The sequence below is a fragment of the Klebsiella sp. 54 genome (genome assembly GCF_018223875.1).
Lineage (GTDB): Bacteria > Pseudomonadota > Gammaproteobacteria > Enterobacterales > Enterobacteriaceae > Klebsiella > Klebsiella quasipneumoniae.
In genome coordinates this window covers 110,170-125,511 of sequence record NZ_JAGRRA010000001.1, presented here as the reverse complement: position 1 = coordinate 125,511, position 15,342 = coordinate 110,170, and the positions used below count along the sequence as shown (strand labels likewise).

Genomic DNA, 15,342 nt, shown 5'->3' with positions numbered 1-15,342 from the left:
GGATAAAACCGCAGGGTGCCAGAATAGTCCCTGCCCGCGCTTTGATCCTGAATGGAATCAGCGCTGTTTTTAGTCACTAGCACAACTGATTTTTCATTACGCTGAATTAATGTGCTCCTTACAGTAGCGGCGCTTCCAGGCGGCAGGCGTGAGGCTGGTGTGCTTACGAAAGATCTTGCGAAAATAACCGACGTCATTAAAGCCACACTGACCCGCGACTTCGGTCAACGACAGTGAATCGCTGATCAACAGCTTTTCCGCCGCTCTGACCCGCTGACGATGGATCGCTTCGGTCAACGTCACGCGGAAAACGTGACGATACACGCGTCCTAAATAGTCCGCATTACAGTGCAGCTCTTTCGCCAGCGTCGAGGCTGAAACAGGCAAGTGGTAACGGGTATGGATGATCTGCTGCGCTTTCCAGGCCAGCGCAGCGCCGGGACTGTCGTCCGGTTTTTCGCTTGCCGCCGCAGCAATCTGCTGCAGTATCAGCAATAACAGGAGCTCCAGCGCCAGGCTGCGGTGAATGTTCTCCTGTTCACGAAGAAACTGGCGAAACAGCGAAATAATGTATTGTGGATCGCTGACGCGGGTATGTTGCGGAACGTTAAGCAGCGCTGGCGGCAGAGACCGGACACTCTCCGTCAGTACTTCAAAATGCAGCCAATAAAATTTCAGGTCGGCGGGAAATTCCCCCACCCCAACATGAGAACGTTCTGGCCACAGCAATAAACTTTCCCCTGCATTAACGTTAAATATTTCATCCTCTTCGCAAATCGTTAACGTTCCCTTTTCGACAAAAATAATTTCCCAGGATTGCAGTTTACGCGCCGGATGGCTGCCGACGCCACGGGAAATAAATAAGCCGCCATTTTGTACGCGAATCGGAAGAGACATGGATAATTCAAGCATATATATTTAATTTTCCGCTAACGAAACGATAAAACATCTCTTTCCAACTGATTATTAATCATAAATTAACGCCTTTCCGGATCGGAATCACACTTTTATGACAAAGTCGGAATCGTTCTCTTTTTATACTTTTCCCTTCCCTTGTTGCCTCGTTTATTCGGTGCAAAATAATTAATGTATTTGCAAAAGACAAAAAATGTCCGCCGGCCAGACAGCGGAATAATTCTGAACATTATCTTCGGGAGTTATTTATGACTACGGCTCCGATTACGACAAGCGACCTCACGAAGCACATGCAGGACGACAAATTATCTCTCCGTGAAAAAATAGGCTATGGTCTGGGCGACGCCGGTGGCACGGTCATCACCTGCCTGATCATGAACTTTCTCACTTTTTTCTATACTGACGTCTTTGGGCTCACCCCGGCGCTGGTCGGTACTCTGTTCCTTGCGCTGCGCGTGTTTGATGCTATTTCCGATCCGATCATGGGCGTCCTCGCCGATCGGACCCAAAGCCGATGGGGACGTTTTCGCCCCTGGCAGCTATGGATTGCGGTTCCTATTGCAGCGATCGGCGTGCTGACCTTTACCGTGCCGGATGCCGGCATGGGGGTAAAAATCGCCTGGGCCTTCGGCACTTACCTGCTGCTTTCAGTCAGCTATACCGCGATTAACGTCCCTTACTGCGCGCTCATTAATACGATGACCACTCGCCATAGCGAGGTGATCTCCTGCCAGGCATGGCGCTTTGTACTGTGCGGCGTGGCGGGATTCCTCGTCTCCGTGGGCCTGCCATGGTTGGTAAAAGCGCTCGGGCAGGGGAATACCGCTCAGGGTTATCAGTATGGTGTCGGCGTACTGTGCGCCATCGCGGCGGTGATGTTTCTGTGCTGCTTTTTCTGGGTACGTGAGCGTGTTTCCCTGGAGATGCTCGGCAGATTCACCCTGCGCGAACATATCGCCGGTCTGCGTAAAAACGATCAGCTGTTACTCATGCTGGCGATGTCATTCCTGTTGATCAACGTGTTTAACATTCGCGGTGGCGGCTACATGTACTTCATTACCTATGTACTCGGCGGCTCTACTGGCTATACATCGCTGTTTTTCACCATGGTCACCTTTTCCTCGATTCTGGGTGCCGCGATCGTCAATTGGCTGTCGCGCCACGTTGATACCGTCAAGCTCTATTACTACACCAATGTGGTACTGGCCTTACTGGCGGTCGGAATGTGGTTCCTGCCCACCGGTCCGTCCTGGCAAACGCTGTGGCTGGCGGTCATTCTCGGCAATGGCATCATCCTGGGCTTTACCCTACCGCTGCATTTTTCGTTGATGGCCTTCTCTGATGATTATGGCGAATGGAAGACGGGTGTCCGTTCGTCGGGGATGAACTTTGCTTTCAACCTGTTCTTTATCAAGCTGGCATGGGCCTCCAGTGCGGGCATTATCAGCCTGGTATTTATCTACGTCGCTTATCAACCCGGCGCCAGCAACCAGACTCCATCCTCACTATCGGGGATCACGGCGATGGAAACCCTGCTGCCCGCGCTGTTCCATCTGTTGCTGGCCTTCGCTATCCGCGCCTGCAAGCTCAACAATCCCATGATGTCGCGTATTGCAGCCGATCTGCGCGCACGTCACGTTCAGTCTTAAGGAGAAATCATGGAAGTCGATCTGCACAAACTGAAAGTTAACGATCCGTTTCTGGGTCAGTATCAGCAACTGGTGCGTGATGTCGTCATTCCCTACCAGTGGGAGGCCCTCAATGACCGGATCGCCGAGGCTGAGCCCAGCCATGCGATAGAAAACTTCCGTATCGCCGCAGGTCAGCAGGCAGGAGAATTCTACGGAATGGTGTTCCAGGATAGCGATGTGGCGAAATGGCTGGAGGCCGTCGCCTGGTCATTGTGCCAGAAGCCAGATGCGGAACTGGAAAAAACCGCCGATGAGGTGATTGAGCTGATTGCCGCCGCGCAATGTGAAGATGGTTATCTGAACACCTATTTTACGGTGAAAGCGCCCGGGGAACGCTGGACCAATCTCGCCGAATGCCATGAATTGTACTGTGCCGGTCACCTGATTGAGGCTGGGGTGGCATTCTTCCAGGCGACCAGTAAACGCCGCCTGCTGGAGGTGGTATGTCGCCTCGCCGATCATATCGACAGCGTGTTTGGCCCCGACGACAATCAGTTGCACGGCTACCCGGGACACCCTGAAATAGAGCTAGCGTTAATGCGTTTGTACGATGTGACTCAGGAACCACGCTATATGGCGCTGGCTAATTACTTCGTTGAACAGCGTGGGACACAGCCGCATTTCTATGACATCGAGTATGAAAAACGCGGCAAAACTTCCTTCTGGAATACCTATGGGCCGGCGTGGATGGTGATGGATAAACCCTACAGCCAGGCGCATTTGCCGCTTGCCGAACAGACCACCGCTGTGGGTCACGCGGTTCGCTTTGTTTATTTAATGGCCGGCGTAGCGCACCTTGCGCGCCTGAGCAAGAACGAAGGCAAACGCCAGGATTGCCTGCGGTTATGGAAAAACATGGTCCAGCGTCAGCTGTATATTACGGGCGGCATTGGCTCACAGAGCAGCGGGGAAGCCTTCAGCAGCGATTACGACCTGCCGAATGATACCGTTTATGCGGAAAGCTGCGCCTCTATCGGGCTGATGATGTTCGCGCGCCGCATGCTGGAACTGGAAGCCGACAGCCAATATGCTGATGTAATGGAGCGCGCGCTGTACAATACCGTTCTGGGCGGTATGGCGCTGGACGGTAAACATTTCTTTTACGTCAACCCCTTGGAAGTGCAGCCTAAGTCTTTAAAATTCAATCATATTTATGACCATGTTAAGCCTGTTCGTCAGCGTTGGTTCGGCTGTGCCTGCTGCCCACCGAATATCGCTCGTCTTCTGACCTCACTGGGGCATTATATCTACACGCCACGCGAGGAGGCGTTGTATATCAATCTCTATGTCGGCAATCAGGTCGAGATCCCGGTTGGGGAAAAGACGTTACGCCTGCGTATCAGCGGTGACTATCCCTGGCGGGAACAGGTCAAAATTGTCATCGAATCACCGTCAACAGTGAACCATACGCTGGCGCTGCGTCTACCTGACTGGTGCGAGGATCCGCACATCACCCTGAACGGCGCGCCGGTCACGCAGGATATTCGCCAGGGCTATCTGCATATCCATCATCTCTGGCAGGAAGGTGACACCCTGATGCTTACCTTGCCGATGCCGGTTCGCCGGGTATATGGCAATCCGCTTGTTCGTCACCAGGCAGGCCAGGTCGCGCTGCAGCGCGGTCCACTGGTCTATTGTCTCGAACAAGCTGATAACGGCGAAGCGCTGCATAACCTGCTGCTGCCACGCGATGCCAGGTTCACGGTGTTTGAAGGAAAGGGGCTGTTTGCTCGCAACATGTTGATTCAGGCTCCAGGCTACAGAAAACATGCAGAAAACGCCGACGCGCAGAATCTCTGGAGCTACGATCACCCGCTGGCCACCCCCCATTCACAGACGCTGACCTTTATTCCCTGGTTTAGCTGGGCAAACCGCGGAGAAGGCGAAATGCGTATCTGGGTACGGGAAGCCGAATAAGGCCCGGCACAGTGCGACCTCCTCTTCCCCGGCAACACAGCGTTCGCTGTCCGCCGGGGAGCAGGCGTTAATGATTACAGAAACAACGCCTTATCGCGCAGGATATGATCGTTGCCGCGACGGCGGGTGAAGCCAATCCGATCGAAATACTCCAGGATCTGGATCGCCAGCTTCCGCCCTACGTTTAAGGTATCGCGAAAATCCGCCGCGCAGGTTGACCCGCGCAGTTGATCCAGCTCGCGCACCCGCTGGGCGAACTGCACAATGCGATCGTTGCGGTAGTAACGATCCTTGACGATCGCGGTAATTATCCCCTGCTGCGCCGCCTGGCGCAGCACCGCGCGCATCAGGGACTCTTCAACATGGACTTCGCGCGCGAGATCGCGCACCCACCAGGGATCATCGCCGAACAGGGTCTCCACCTTCTGCCAGACCGCCTGCTGCTCGTCGGTAAACCCGGCTTTATGCTCGGGCAAATGCAGCCAGCCGTGATGGCTGCGGACGAAGCCGCTCTCGCGCATCTGCTCAATCAGCAGCAGTACCAGCGCTTCATCTTCCATCGGCAGCGCGATGCGGCGCAGGCGCTCCCGGCCAGGGCCCGGCTCGTCGCGATGCTGCTCATGGTAGCGCGCCAGGGCATCCAACAATTTTCGCTGCCAGCGGGCGGCAAGCGGCGCGCTAAGCAAGCGCTGTCCGGCCTGCAGATAGTCAGGCCGCTGGATCAAGGCCGCCATTCCGGTTTCACTCAGCTGCCGTGCCCAGGCGAAGCGCTCAAGCCGGACGGCGTCCCGCTGCAGATGCAGCTCCAGGGCCTGCGCATCGTCAGCGCCAACCGCTGCCAGGGCGTGCAACCACTGCAAATACTCCGGTTTACGCTTGCCGCGGCGCGGGGGATCCAGCGTCACCACTCGTGCGCCGGCCAACGTCAAGCGAGCGGAGATATCGCGTAGCACCAGCCGGTCGTTATCCGCCAGCCACAGCGGGGTATCCAGCACCAGCTCCGCCAGGTCGCCCTCAAGGAGCGACACCCGGCCGGTGATGTGGCTGGCAGCGTGGTGAATATGCAGCGGCTGCCACTGGCTGAGCGGCGTATAGCACTGCAGTTCGACAATCACCCGCTCTGCAGGCTCCGGCGGCGGGGAAGAGAGCAGCCAGTCGCCGCGGTGCAATGCCTCTTTCTGCGCATCGCCGACAATATTCAGCGCAATGCGCTGCCCGGCGTGCGCCTGCTCAACCGCTTGATTCTGGGCATGCAGACCGCGGACGCGCATCGGCGTGTTGACGCCGGTGAGCCACAGGGTATCCCCGACCCGTACTTCGCCGGAGAGCGCCGTCCCGGTGACCACCAGCCCCGCCCCTTTGACGGTAAAGGCGCGATCCAGCGCCAGGCGAAAACGCCGCTGCTGCGGATGGGGGCGCTCCGCAAGCTGCAGCAGATGGCTGCGCAGTTCGGCAATACCGAGGTTTTCCACCGCCGCGGTGGGGAAGAAAGCGGCGGCGTCAAAGCCCAGTTCGCGCAGGGCCTGCTCGACCTCCGCCTGAACCTCCGCCACCCGGGCGGCCGTCACGCGGTCCGTCTTGGTGAGCGCCACGGTCAGCGTCGGCTTTCCGGTCAGCTGCAGGATCGCCAGGTGTTCGCGGGTTTGCGCCATCACCCCGTCATCGCAGGCCACCACCAGCAGCGCATGGTCGATCCCACCCACCCCTNNCCCCCCCACCCCCGCCAGCATGTTGGACAAAAACTTTTCGTGCCCGGGCACGTCAATAAACCCCAGCACCCGCCCGTCCGGCTGCGGCCAGTAGGCATAGCCGAGATCGATCGTCATTCCCCGCGCTTTCTCTTCCGGCAGACGATCGGCATTCACGCCGGTTATCGCCTGCAGCAGCGTCGTTTTGCCGTGGTCAACATGTCCAGCGGTGGCAATAATCATCGTAACAACATCTCCATAAACCGGGTTTCATCTTCCAGACAGCGCAGATCCAGCCAGAGCCGGCCGTCATAAATGCGGCCAATCACCGGGCATGGCAGCCTGCGCCAGCGGGCCGCCAAAGCCTCCAGCCGGCTGCCGCGGCCGTCATGGGGGGTAAAGGTCAACGCCGCGCCAGGCAGACGGTCGACGGGTAACGAGCCGCTGCCAATCTGCGACTGGCAGGCTGCCACGTTGACGGCAAAATCAGCATAGTGTGCCGCCAGGGCAGGCTGCAGGCGTTCAGCCTGCCGGCGGATCTCGTCCGCCGGGCGGGTGAGCAGGCGCAGCGTCGGTAAGGTTTCCCGCAGCGCTTCCGGATGCTGATAGAGGCGCAGCGTGGCTTCCAGCGCCGCGAGAGTCATTTTATCCGCGCGCAGGGCCCGCTTCAGCGGATGGCTCTGCAGGCGGGCAATCAGCGCGCGTTTGCCAACGATAATTCCGGCCTGCGGGCCGCCGAGCAGCTTGTCGCCAGAGAAACTGACCAGGCTCACCCCGGCGGCGATCATCTCTTGCGGCATCGGCTCTTTCGGCAGGCCATACTGACTGAGATCCACCAGCGACCCGCTGCCCAGGTCGGCCACTACCGGGACGTCCAGCTCGCGGCCGATGACCGCCAGCTCCGCTTCGTCGACGGCTTTGGTAAAGCCTTCAATGCTGTAGTTGCTGGTGTGGACCTTCATCAGCAGGGCGGTATTGTCATTCACCGCCTGGCGATAGTCTTTGGCGTGGGTGCGGTTGGTGGTGCCCACTTCGTGCAGCTGACAACCTGCCTGACGCATCACGTCGGGAATGCGGAACGCCCCGCCGATCTCCACCAGCTCGCCGCGGGAGACCACCACCTCCCTGCCGCTGGCGGTGGCCGCCAGCATCAGCAGCACGGCCGCCGCGTTGTTGTTCACGATACAGGCATCTTCCGCGCCGGTGATCTGGCACAGCAGATCGGCAATAGCGCGATCGCGATGGCCGCGCCCGGCGTCGTCGAGATCATATTCGAGCGTCACCGGCGCGCGCATCGCGCTGACGACCGCCTCCACCGCCGCCTCAGCCTGGATGGCGCGCCCGAGATTGGTGTGCAGCACCGTACCGGTGAGATTAAACACCGGACGCAGGGCGCTCTGCCGGCTGGCGGTCAGCCGCTGCGCGCAGGCACTCAGCCAGTCATGGCTCCAGTCAGGCAGTGTCTGACACTGGCGGATCTGTTCCCGCGCCTCGTCCAGCATCTGGCGCAGCTGCGTCACCACCTGCGAATGGCCGTGCTGCGCCAGCAGGGAGGAAAAAGCGGGGTCGCGGAGTAAGCGGTCAATGGCCGGAAGCCGGGTATAAAGCGCACGAATTTCGGTAGTCATGAATGGGCCTGGCGGTAAGTTATTTTCCCCCCTCCCGACGGGAGAGGGAGTCAACAATCAGCGGCGATTGTAACGCCTCCTTGCGCAAACTGTTACCTGCCTGGGTCAAGTCCGCGGCGGTTCGGTGCGCGCAAAGCTGGCGCGCTGGAACAGCGCATCCACCAACTTCACCAACTGCGGCCGGGTGGCGCACCAGCCCGGCGCCACCCGGCGAAAGTTCAGGTAGGCAATGGCGCAGGCCGTAGAGATGGTCGCCAGATTGACCTCGTCGCCGCGTAGCGTTCCGTCCGCCGCGCAGGCTTCCAGCCTGTCGAGGCCGCGCGCCACTTTCTCCCGCTGGCGGAGCAGCTCTTGCTCTGACTGTTGGGCCGCAGGGCGAGCTTTTTCGCGCACCAGCGCCTGGGCGGCCTCCATCACCCCATCTGCCAGCGCTTCAAGCTGGCGCATCCTGAGAGCGGCTCTGGGATCGGCGGGGATCATCGGCGGCGCCACGCCCAGCAGCTCGAGATACTGCGCGATAACCGGAGAGTCAAACCAGCATTCGCCGTCATCTGTCACCAGCACCGGCACTTTGCCCAGCGGGTTATAGCGCGACACGCCGTTGCTTTCGCTGTAGGGGGATTCGTTGACAAATTCAAAAGGGATGCGCTTTTCCAGCAGGATCACCGATATTTTGCGCACAAAGGGACTGGTGTAGCTGCCGATCAGTTTCATAGCCTGCTCCTTATCGCCAACAAAGATATGAGTATGGCTCAGGGCGAGGTAAAAGGCAGGTGAGCATCCCGCTCAACCTGCCGCCGATCGCATTAATGGTCGAGATAGAGGTAGTGCATCCAACTGGTCATGCGCAGCAGCACTTTACGCATCACCGAAACGTGGGCGAAATGGTCGGAGTAGACCGCCACCTGCGCATAGATGCCATCGGGTAGTGCATCGATTTCGGCATTCGGATCGAGCTCAATGGTCGCCAGCACGCCATCGCTGCCCGGCGTCACGGTCAGCGACTGCAACGCCCCCTGCGCCTGATAGGTTCCCCCCGGCACCACCGGTAAAATGCTCACCAGTTTGCCGTGGAATACCTGTCCGGGCAGGGCATTAAACACCGCTTCCGCGTCGTCGCCCTTCTCCAGCCTTAACAGCGAATTTTGCCTGAACTGGGCGACGATCAGCCTTTTTTGCTCAGGGATAAACACCATCACCGGCCGCAGCGGCAGCGAGGCAGCGTAGGTCCCCGGACGGATCAACACTTGAGTGATATACCCATCGCTGGGCGCCCGCACGGTAGTCTGGTCGAGATTGTACTTCGCCTCCGCCAGCTGGGCGCGCAGGCTAACCACCTGCGACTGCTCGCCGTTGATCATGCTGTCCAGCTGGCTCTGGATCTGCGCCTGTTCCGCTACCGACGCCTTGACCAGCGCGTCCTGAGCAAGGTAATTCTGCCGGGCGTTATCGATGTCGCTTTCTGAGAACGGATTCACCCGGGCCTGGCTCCCTTTCAGGTAACGTTGATAGTCTTTATATAAGCGATCGCGTTCCGCCGATACGCGGGTGGTGTTGGCCTGGGCTTCAGAGAGCTGCGCCTTGAGGGTGTTAATACTGTGCAGCGCTGTCACCAGGTCGGCCTGCAGACGGTCGACCCGCGCCTGATAGCGCGCCGGGTCAATAGTAAAAAGCACCTCGCCCTTTTTGACGCGCTGATTCGCTTTGTCGGTGACGCTGTCAACTACTCCGGTAACCTGCGGCGTGATAGGAATAGATATCACCGCCTTTTGCGCCAGAAAGGTGTAAGGGTGGTTATAGTTCATTAATAAAATAAGCGCGCTAACAATAAATACGCCCCCCAGCGCCGCGGTGGGAACTGTCCATTTATTTACCGGTATTTTGAAAATTTTAAATATCGACCAGGCGATAGCCACGTAGGTCAAAATTATCAACAGATCCATAGTTTATTTCTCCGCCGCAGAGGTGGACTGTGGCCGCTGGATGGCCGCCACCTGATGTTCAAGGTCGCTCAGTCGTTGGCGAAGCTGTTGTATATCGCTTTCTTTTTCAGGTTCGTCGGGGTCCGTATTCGCCTTATGCTGCATGCCCCAGCCGCGCTCAGGTTGGTACAGCGTGGCCCATATCCATAAAAACGGCCAGATGACGTGGAGAGTAAAAAGACTGACCCATCCGGCGACATGAATAGCATCGGAATGGGGGTGGTTGCGTTTTTTGGCAATCAAATAAGGAATATCGTGAATAACGATAATCCCATAAAAAATGACCAGAAAAACGAAGATCAGAACACCCAGCGCAAAATAATTGAGAAACATAATTCCCTCGGCTTTACGCTAATAATTTATATAAATTTTATTCACGACCCACTGACATCCGGGCCGCTGATTTGAGCATAATTCACCCCTTTCATTTTTGCCATCCGGTGGAAAAAAGTTATTTAACCAACATGGTTGCTTAGTTACACAGCCACCTCACCCTGGCCGCAAAACCGGGCCGAGATCACAGCGGCGAAAATCCACCGTGAAATTCTTTGTGATCAAAATCACAAACAAACAACAAAAATACGAAACAAAATTGTGACAAATATCACACTAAATCGCAGATTAGCGGCAAAAACGACGGTCTGTTGTTTTTTTACACAGCAATTATGTGATCGCAATCACTACAAAACCCACCGTGCCCCCTATATTCATGTGATCTATATCACATAAAAAGGCGTTGGCTGGACAGCTAAACGATTCAGTGCCAGATTTCGCACTATCAATCAGGGCCCGGCTACCTCTGCCGCCACATTAACAACAAACCTCGGGCTTTTAGCCTGCGCGATACGCAAAACAGAAGAAGGGGTGTTTTATGTCATCCGATATCAAGATCAAAGTGCAAAGCTTTGGTCGTTTTCTCAGCAATATGGTGATGCCGAATATCGGCGCGTTTATCGCGTGGGGTATCATCACCGCGCTTTTCATTCCGACAGGGTGGTTGCCAAACGAAACGCTGGCGAAGCTGGTCGGTCCGATGATCACCTACCTGCTGCCGCTGCTGATCGGTTACACCGGCGGTAAATTAGTCGGCGGCGAACGTGGCGGCGTGGTCGGGGCGATCACCACCATGGGCGTTATCGTCGGCGCGGATATGCCGATGTTCCTCGGCTCCATGATTGCCGGCCCGCTGGGCGGCTACTGCATCAAGAAGTTCGATAACTGGGTCGACGGTAAGATCAAATCCGGTTTTGAAATGCTGGTGAATAACTTCTCCGCCGGCATCATCGGGATGATCCTCGCTATTCTTGCCTTCCTCGGCATCGGCCCGGCGGTAGAAGTTCTGTCGAAAATTCTGGCGGCTGGCGTTAACTTCATGGTGGCGCACGACATGCTGCCGCTGGCGTCTATCTTCGTGGAACCGGCGAAAATCCTGTTCCTTAACAACGCCATCAACCACGGTATCTTCTCGCCGCTGGGTATTCAGCAGTCCCACGAGCTGGGTAAATCCATCTTCTTCCTGATTGAAGCGAACCCGGGTCCGGGGATGGGCGTTCTGCTGGCGTACATGTTCTTTGGCCGCGGCAGCGCTAAACAGTCTGCAGGCGGGGCGGCTATCATCCACTTCCTGGGTGGTATCCATGAAATCTACTTCCCGTACGTGCTGATGAACCCGCGTCTGATCCTGGCCGTTATCCTCGGCGGGATGACCGGTGTCTTCACCCTGACCATCCTCAACGGCGGTCTGGTCTCTCCGGCTTCCCCGGGCTCTATCCTGGCGGTGCTGGCGATGACGCCGAAAGGAGCCTACTTCGCGAACATCGCAGCCATTATCGCCGCGATGGCGGTCTCCTTCGTGGTCTCTGCGGTTCTGCTGAAGACCAGCAAAGTCAAAGAAGAAGACGATATCGAAGCCGCGACGCGTCGTATGCATGACATGAAGGCGCAATCAAAAGGCGCCAACCCGCTGGCGGCAGGCAATGTCACCAACGACCTGAGCCATGTGCGGAAAATCATCGTCGCTTGCGACGCCGGGATGGGTTCCAGCGCCATGGGCGCCGGGGTACTACGCAAGAAAGTGCAGGATGCCGGCCTGAGCAACATCTCGGTCACCAACAGCGCGATCAATAATCTGCCGCCGGATGTTGACCTGGTGATCACCCACCGCGACCTGACCGAGCGCGCCATGCGCCAGGTACCGCAGGCGCAGCATATTTCGCTGACCAACTTCCTCGACAGCGGTCTCTACACCAGCCTGACCGAGCGTCTGGTGGCGGCCCAGCGCCACATCGACAACGAAGTCAAAGTCACTGATAGCCTGAAAGACAGCTTTGATGATACTGACAAAAACCTGTTCAAGCTGGGTGCGGATAACATCTTCCTCGGTCGCAAAGCGGCCACAAAAGAAGAAGCCATCCGCTTCGCCGGCGAGCAACTGGTGAAAGGCGGCTACGTTGAGCCGGAATATGTGCAGGCGATGCTGGACCGCGAAAAACTGACCTCGACCTATCTTGGCGAGTCCATCGCGGTGCCGCACGGCACCATCGAAGCGAAAGACCGCGTGCTGAAAACCGGCGTCGTCTTCTGCCAGTACCCGGAAGGGGTGCGCTTTGGGGAAGATGAAGACGATGTTGCCCGCCTGGTGATCGGCATCGCCGCCCGCAACAACGAGCACATTCAGGTGATTACCAGCCTGACCAACGCGCTGGATGACGAAACGGTGATTGAGCGACTGGCGAACACCACCAGCGTCGACGACGTACTGGCGCTGCTGAATAAATAAACAGACCGGTCCATTCCCTCTCCTTTTTGGAGAGGGTTTGGGTGAGGGGAAAAGCCTCACCCCAGCCCTCTCAGGTAAAAACATTAATTGAAGGTTACTACTATGAAAGCATTACATTTTGGCGCAGGTAATATCGGACGTGGCTTTATCGGTAAACTGCTGGCCGACGCGGGCATCGAACTGACGTTTGCCGATGTTAATCAGACCGTACTTGATGCCCTGAATGCCCGTCATAGCTACCAGGTTCACGTCGTTGGCGAAAATGAGCAGGTGGATACCGTCTCCGGCGTGAATGCCGTCAGCAGCATTGGCGACGAGGTCGTGGATCTGATCGCCAGCGTCGACCTGGTGACCACTGCCGTCGGTCCCGTGGTCCTTGAGCGCATCGCCCCGGCCATCGCCAAAGGGCTGGCGAAGCGCAAAGCGCAAGGCACCGAACGCCCGCTGAACATTATCGCCTGCGAAAATATGGTGCGCGGCACCACGCAGTTAAAAGGCCACGTATTTAACGCCCTGGCGGAGGAAGATAAGGCCTGGGTGGAAACCCATATCGGCTTCGTCGACTCCGCCGTTGACCGTATCGTGCCGCCATCGGCGTCCGCTACCCATGACCCGCTGGAAGTCACCGTGGAAACCTTCAGCGAATGGATCGTCGATAAAACCCAGTTCAAGGGCGAACTGCCGACCATCCCGGGAATGGAATTAACTGATAACCTGATGGCATTTGTCGAGCGCAAGCTCTTCACCTTGAACACCGGGCATGCTATAACCGCCTACCTCGGAAAACTGGCGGGCCACCAGACGATTCGCGATGCGATCCTCGACGAGAAAATTCGGGCCGTCGTGCAGGGCGCGATGGAGGAGAGCGGCGCGGTGCTGATCAAACGCTACGCCTTTGACCCGCAGAAGCACGCGGCTTATATCCAGAAAATTCTTGGCCGTTTCGAGAACCCGTACCTGAAAGACGATGTTGAGCGCGTTGGCCGTCAGCCGCTGCGCAAACTGAGCGCCGGCGACCGTTTAATTAAGCCGCTGCTGGGTACACTGGAATACGGCCTGCCGCACCGCAACCTGGTGAAAGGGATCGCGGCGGCGATGCATTTCCGTAGCGAAGACGATCCGCAGGCTCAGGAGCTGGCGGCGCTGATCGCCGACAAGGGGCCGCAGGCCGCGCTGGCCCAGATTTCCGGCCTTGACGCGGCAAGCGATGTCGTCGCGGAGGCCGTTAACGACTACAACGCGGTAAAATGATGCACAACCTGGCGCGACCGACGTCGCGCCCATTACGACTCCTGTCAGATATGCAGGCAATGATGGAAGAAACACAAGCATTTGAAAACCGTGTGCTTGAGCGTCTGAATGCTGGCAAAACCGTACGAAGCTTCCTGATCGCCACCGTCGAGCTGTTAACGGAAGCGGTCAATATTCTGGTGCTTCAGGTGTTCCGTAAAGACGACTACGCGGTGAAATACGCCGTCGAGCCCTTGCTGGAGGGCAGCGGGCCGCTCGGCGATCTCTCTGTACGCCTGAAGCTGATTTATGGCCTTGGGGTGATAAGTCGTGCCGAATATGAAGACGCCGAGCTGCTGATGGCCCTGCGCGAGGAGCTTAATCACGACGGCAATGAGTACAGCTTTACCGACGACGAAATTATCGGTCCGTTCGGCGAACTGCACTGCGTCGCCGCCCTGCCGCCAACGCCGCAGTTTGATGACAGCGACGCCGAACTGCTGGCAATGCAGAAACTGCGTTACCAGCAGATGGTGCGTTCAACGATGGTGTTGTCCCTGACTGAGCTGATTTCACGAATCAGCTTAAAAAAAGCCTTCCAGAAATCAACGCTCTGATTCCGGCTCCGTCTGGTCGCAGGTCGGCCGGTAAAGCTGACGATAATATTCCAGACGCTGCAGAAACAACGCTTCCTTATCCTGCGGGATATCTCGCGGTACATGCTGCAGCCGCGGAGACTTTTTCAAATACTCCATAAACGCCTGACTGGAAGCCATAAAATCAACCGCTTTGTCGATTAAACGTGGTACGCCGTCGCCGATCTTTGCCATCACGTCCTCCTTTTGGGAATAATCTGATTAAGCATTAGCCAATTCACCGGCGTGGGTTAAGGAAAACGTGCTTATCTGCCGACCGGCTTCACAGAAATGAAATTAGAGCGGGTATCAGAAAGAATATTAATAAAATTCAAATTATTAGCAGGTTCAGGTATCGTATTCTGACGGCGATTAACGGCGAATTTTTGATAAATAGCTATCAACAATAGCGGTCACGGCACATACTATAGGCGAATGAAGCCCCTTTATTAACAGATCAAATCACCATGAAAGAAGTCGAAAAGAATGAAATCAAACGTCTGAGCGATCGTCTCGACGCCATCCGCCACCAGCAGGCCGAGCTGTCGCTGGTGGAAGCCGCCGATAAATACGCTGAGCTGGAAAAAGAAAAAGCCACTCTGGAAACGGAGATTGAACGTCTGCGTTCCGTCCAGAGCCAGAAGCTGAGCAAAGAGGCGCAAAAGCTGATGAGCCTGCCGTTCCGTCGCGCGATTACCAAAAAAGAGCAGGCCGATATGGGCAAGCTGAAGAAAAGCGTCCGCGGCCTGGTGGTCGTCCATCCGATGACCGCCCTGGGCCGGGAAATGGGTCTGAAAGAGATGACCGGTTTCGCCCGCAGCGAATTCTAATCCCCAGCCCTCTCCGTCCGGAGAGGGTTATTCTGTCCTACCGCCAC

Annotated in this window: 13 protein-coding genes; 6 read left to right on the top strand and 7 right to left on the bottom strand. The window is 56.9% G+C overall.

Annotated features, from left to right (window positions below; genetic code table 11):
- Positions 1-96: 96 nt before the first annotated feature.
- Positions 97-912: an AraC family transcriptional regulator gene (locus KHQ24_RS00605; protein WP_004205028.1), complete on the bottom strand. Its 816-nt coding sequence runs from the start codon at positions 910-912 to the stop codon at positions 97-99.
- Positions 913-1,163: 251 nt separating this feature from the next.
- Between KHQ24_RS00605 and KHQ24_RS00600 the strand changes: the two genes are divergently transcribed.
- Entirely contained in the window at positions 1,164-2,564 is a 1,401-nt protein-coding gene (locus KHQ24_RS00600; protein ID WP_032456724.1) for an MFS transporter, read from the top strand.
- Positions 2,565-2,573: 9 nt separating this feature from the next.
- Positions 2,574-4,523: a glycoside hydrolase family 127 protein gene (locus KHQ24_RS00595; protein WP_032456725.1), complete on the top strand. Its 1,950-nt coding sequence runs from the start codon at positions 2,574-2,576 to the stop codon at positions 4,521-4,523.
- Between the two features lie 74 nt (positions 4,524-4,597).
- Here the strand turns inward: KHQ24_RS00595 and selB are convergent, their stop codons facing one another.
- The 5 genes from selB to KHQ24_RS00570 all read right to left on the bottom strand — a co-directional run bounded on the left by selB (position 4,598) and on the right by KHQ24_RS00570 (position 10,154).
- The gene (gene selB, locus KHQ24_RS00590; protein WP_211777079.1) at positions 4,598-6,454 is read right to left on the bottom strand and encodes a selenocysteine-specific translation elongation factor; all 1,857 of its coding nucleotides are present in this window, start codon (positions 6,452-6,454) and stop codon (positions 4,598-4,600) included.
- A complete protein-coding gene (gene selA, locus KHQ24_RS00585) occupies positions 6,451-7,839 on the bottom strand; it encodes an L-seryl-tRNA(Sec) selenium transferase (protein WP_004205032.1) in 1,389 nt (462 codons plus the stop codon). Before selA ends, selB begins: the two co-directional genes overlap by 4 nt.
- A 105-nt stretch (positions 7,840-7,944) precedes the next feature.
- Positions 7,945-8,553: a glutathione S-transferase gene (locus KHQ24_RS00580; RefSeq protein ID WP_004205033.1), complete on the bottom strand. Its 609-nt coding sequence runs from the start codon at positions 8,551-8,553 to the stop codon at positions 7,945-7,947.
- Between the two features lie 92 nt (positions 8,554-8,645).
- Positions 8,646-9,782 carry an HlyD family secretion protein gene (locus KHQ24_RS00575; protein ID WP_004205034.1) on the bottom strand — a complete coding sequence of 379 codons (1,137 nt, stop codon included), beginning with the start codon at positions 9,780-9,782 and terminating at the stop codon, positions 8,646-8,648.
- Positions 9,783-9,785: 3 nt separating this feature from the next.
- Positions 9,786-10,154 carry a DUF3302 domain-containing protein gene (locus tag KHQ24_RS00570; protein WP_004205035.1) on the bottom strand — a complete coding sequence of 123 codons (369 nt, stop codon included), beginning with the start codon at positions 10,152-10,154 and terminating at the stop codon, positions 9,786-9,788.
- A 538-nt stretch (positions 10,155-10,692) separates the two neighbouring features.
- On the opposite strand from KHQ24_RS00570, the gene mtlA reads away from it, so the two are divergent.
- The 3 genes from mtlA to mtlR all read left to right on the top strand — a co-directional run bounded on the left by mtlA (position 10,693) and on the right by mtlR (position 14,447).
- A complete protein-coding gene (gene mtlA, locus KHQ24_RS00565; RefSeq protein WP_017900038.1) occupies positions 10,693-12,600 on the top strand; it encodes a PTS mannitol transporter subunit IICBA in 1,908 nt (635 codons plus the stop codon).
- Positions 12,601-12,702: 102 nt separating this feature from the next.
- Positions 12,703-13,851, top strand: coding sequence for a mannitol-1-phosphate 5-dehydrogenase (gene mtlD, locus KHQ24_RS00560; protein ID WP_004205038.1), 1,149 nt, complete (start codon positions 12,703-12,705; stop codon positions 13,849-13,851).
- Positions 13,851-14,447: a mannitol operon repressor MtlR gene (mtlR, locus tag KHQ24_RS00555; protein ID WP_002922401.1), complete on the top strand. Its 597-nt coding sequence runs from the start codon at positions 13,851-13,853 to the stop codon at positions 14,445-14,447. Before mtlD ends, mtlR begins: the two co-directional genes overlap by 1 nt.
- Here the strand turns inward: mtlR and KHQ24_RS00550 are convergent.
- Positions 14,436-14,660: a hypothetical protein gene (locus KHQ24_RS00550; RefSeq protein ID WP_002922402.1), complete on the bottom strand. Its 225-nt coding sequence runs from the start codon at positions 14,658-14,660 to the stop codon at positions 14,436-14,438. The genes mtlR and KHQ24_RS00550 overlap by 12 nt on opposite strands.
- A 272-nt stretch (positions 14,661-14,932) precedes the next feature.
- On the opposite strand from KHQ24_RS00550, the gene KHQ24_RS00545 reads away from it, so the two are divergent.
- Positions 14,933-15,295 carry a YibL family ribosome-associated protein gene (locus KHQ24_RS00545; RefSeq protein WP_002922410.1) on the top strand — a complete coding sequence of 121 codons (363 nt, stop codon included), beginning with the start codon at positions 14,933-14,935 and terminating at the stop codon, positions 15,293-15,295.
- The last annotated feature ends 47 nt before the right edge of the window (positions 15,296-15,342 follow it).

What these genes read in the sequence shown, in the direction of transcription:
- KHQ24_RS00575 (WP_004205034.1), bottom strand. Translation starts at nt 9,782, where the DNA reads ATGGATCTGTTGATAATTTTGACCTACGTGGCTATCGCCTGGTCGATA.
- KHQ24_RS00595 (WP_032456725.1), top strand. Translation starts at nt 2,574, where the DNA reads ATGGAAGTCGATCTGCACAAACTGAAAGTTAACGATCCGTTTCTGGGT.
- mtlA (WP_017900038.1), top strand. Translation starts at nt 10,693, where the DNA reads ATGTCATCCGATATCAAGATCAAAGTGCAAAGCTTTGGTCGTTTTCTC.
- KHQ24_RS00605 (WP_004205028.1), bottom strand. Translation starts at nt 912, where the DNA reads ATGCTTGAATTATCCATGTCTCTTCCGATTCGCGTACAAAATGGCGGC.
- KHQ24_RS00580 (WP_004205033.1), bottom strand. Translation starts at nt 8,553, where the DNA reads ATGAAACTGATCGGCAGCTACACCAGTCCCTTTGTGCGCAAAATATCG.
- KHQ24_RS00545 (WP_002922410.1), top strand. Translation starts at nt 14,933, where the DNA reads ATGAAAGAAGTCGAAAAGAATGAAATCAAACGTCTGAGCGATCGTCTC.
- mtlR (WP_002922401.1), top strand. Translation starts at nt 13,851, where the DNA reads ATGCACAACCTGGCGCGACCGACGTCGCGCCCATTACGACTCCTGTCA.
- mtlD (WP_004205038.1), top strand. Translation starts at nt 12,703, where the DNA reads ATGAAAGCATTACATTTTGGCGCAGGTAATATCGGACGTGGCTTTATC.
- KHQ24_RS00570 (WP_004205035.1), bottom strand. Translation starts at nt 10,154, where the DNA reads ATGTTTCTCAATTATTTTGCGCTGGGTGTTCTGATCTTCGTTTTTCTG.
- selA (WP_004205032.1), bottom strand. Translation starts at nt 7,839, where the DNA reads ATGACTACCGAAATTCGTGCGCTTTATACCCGGCTTCCGGCCATTGAC.
- KHQ24_RS00550 (WP_002922402.1), bottom strand. Translation starts at nt 14,660, where the DNA reads ATGGCAAAGATCGGCGACGGCGTACCACGTTTAATCGACAAAGCGGTT.
- KHQ24_RS00600 (WP_032456724.1), top strand. Translation starts at nt 1,164, where the DNA reads ATGACTACGGCTCCGATTACGACAAGCGACCTCACGAAGCACATGCAG.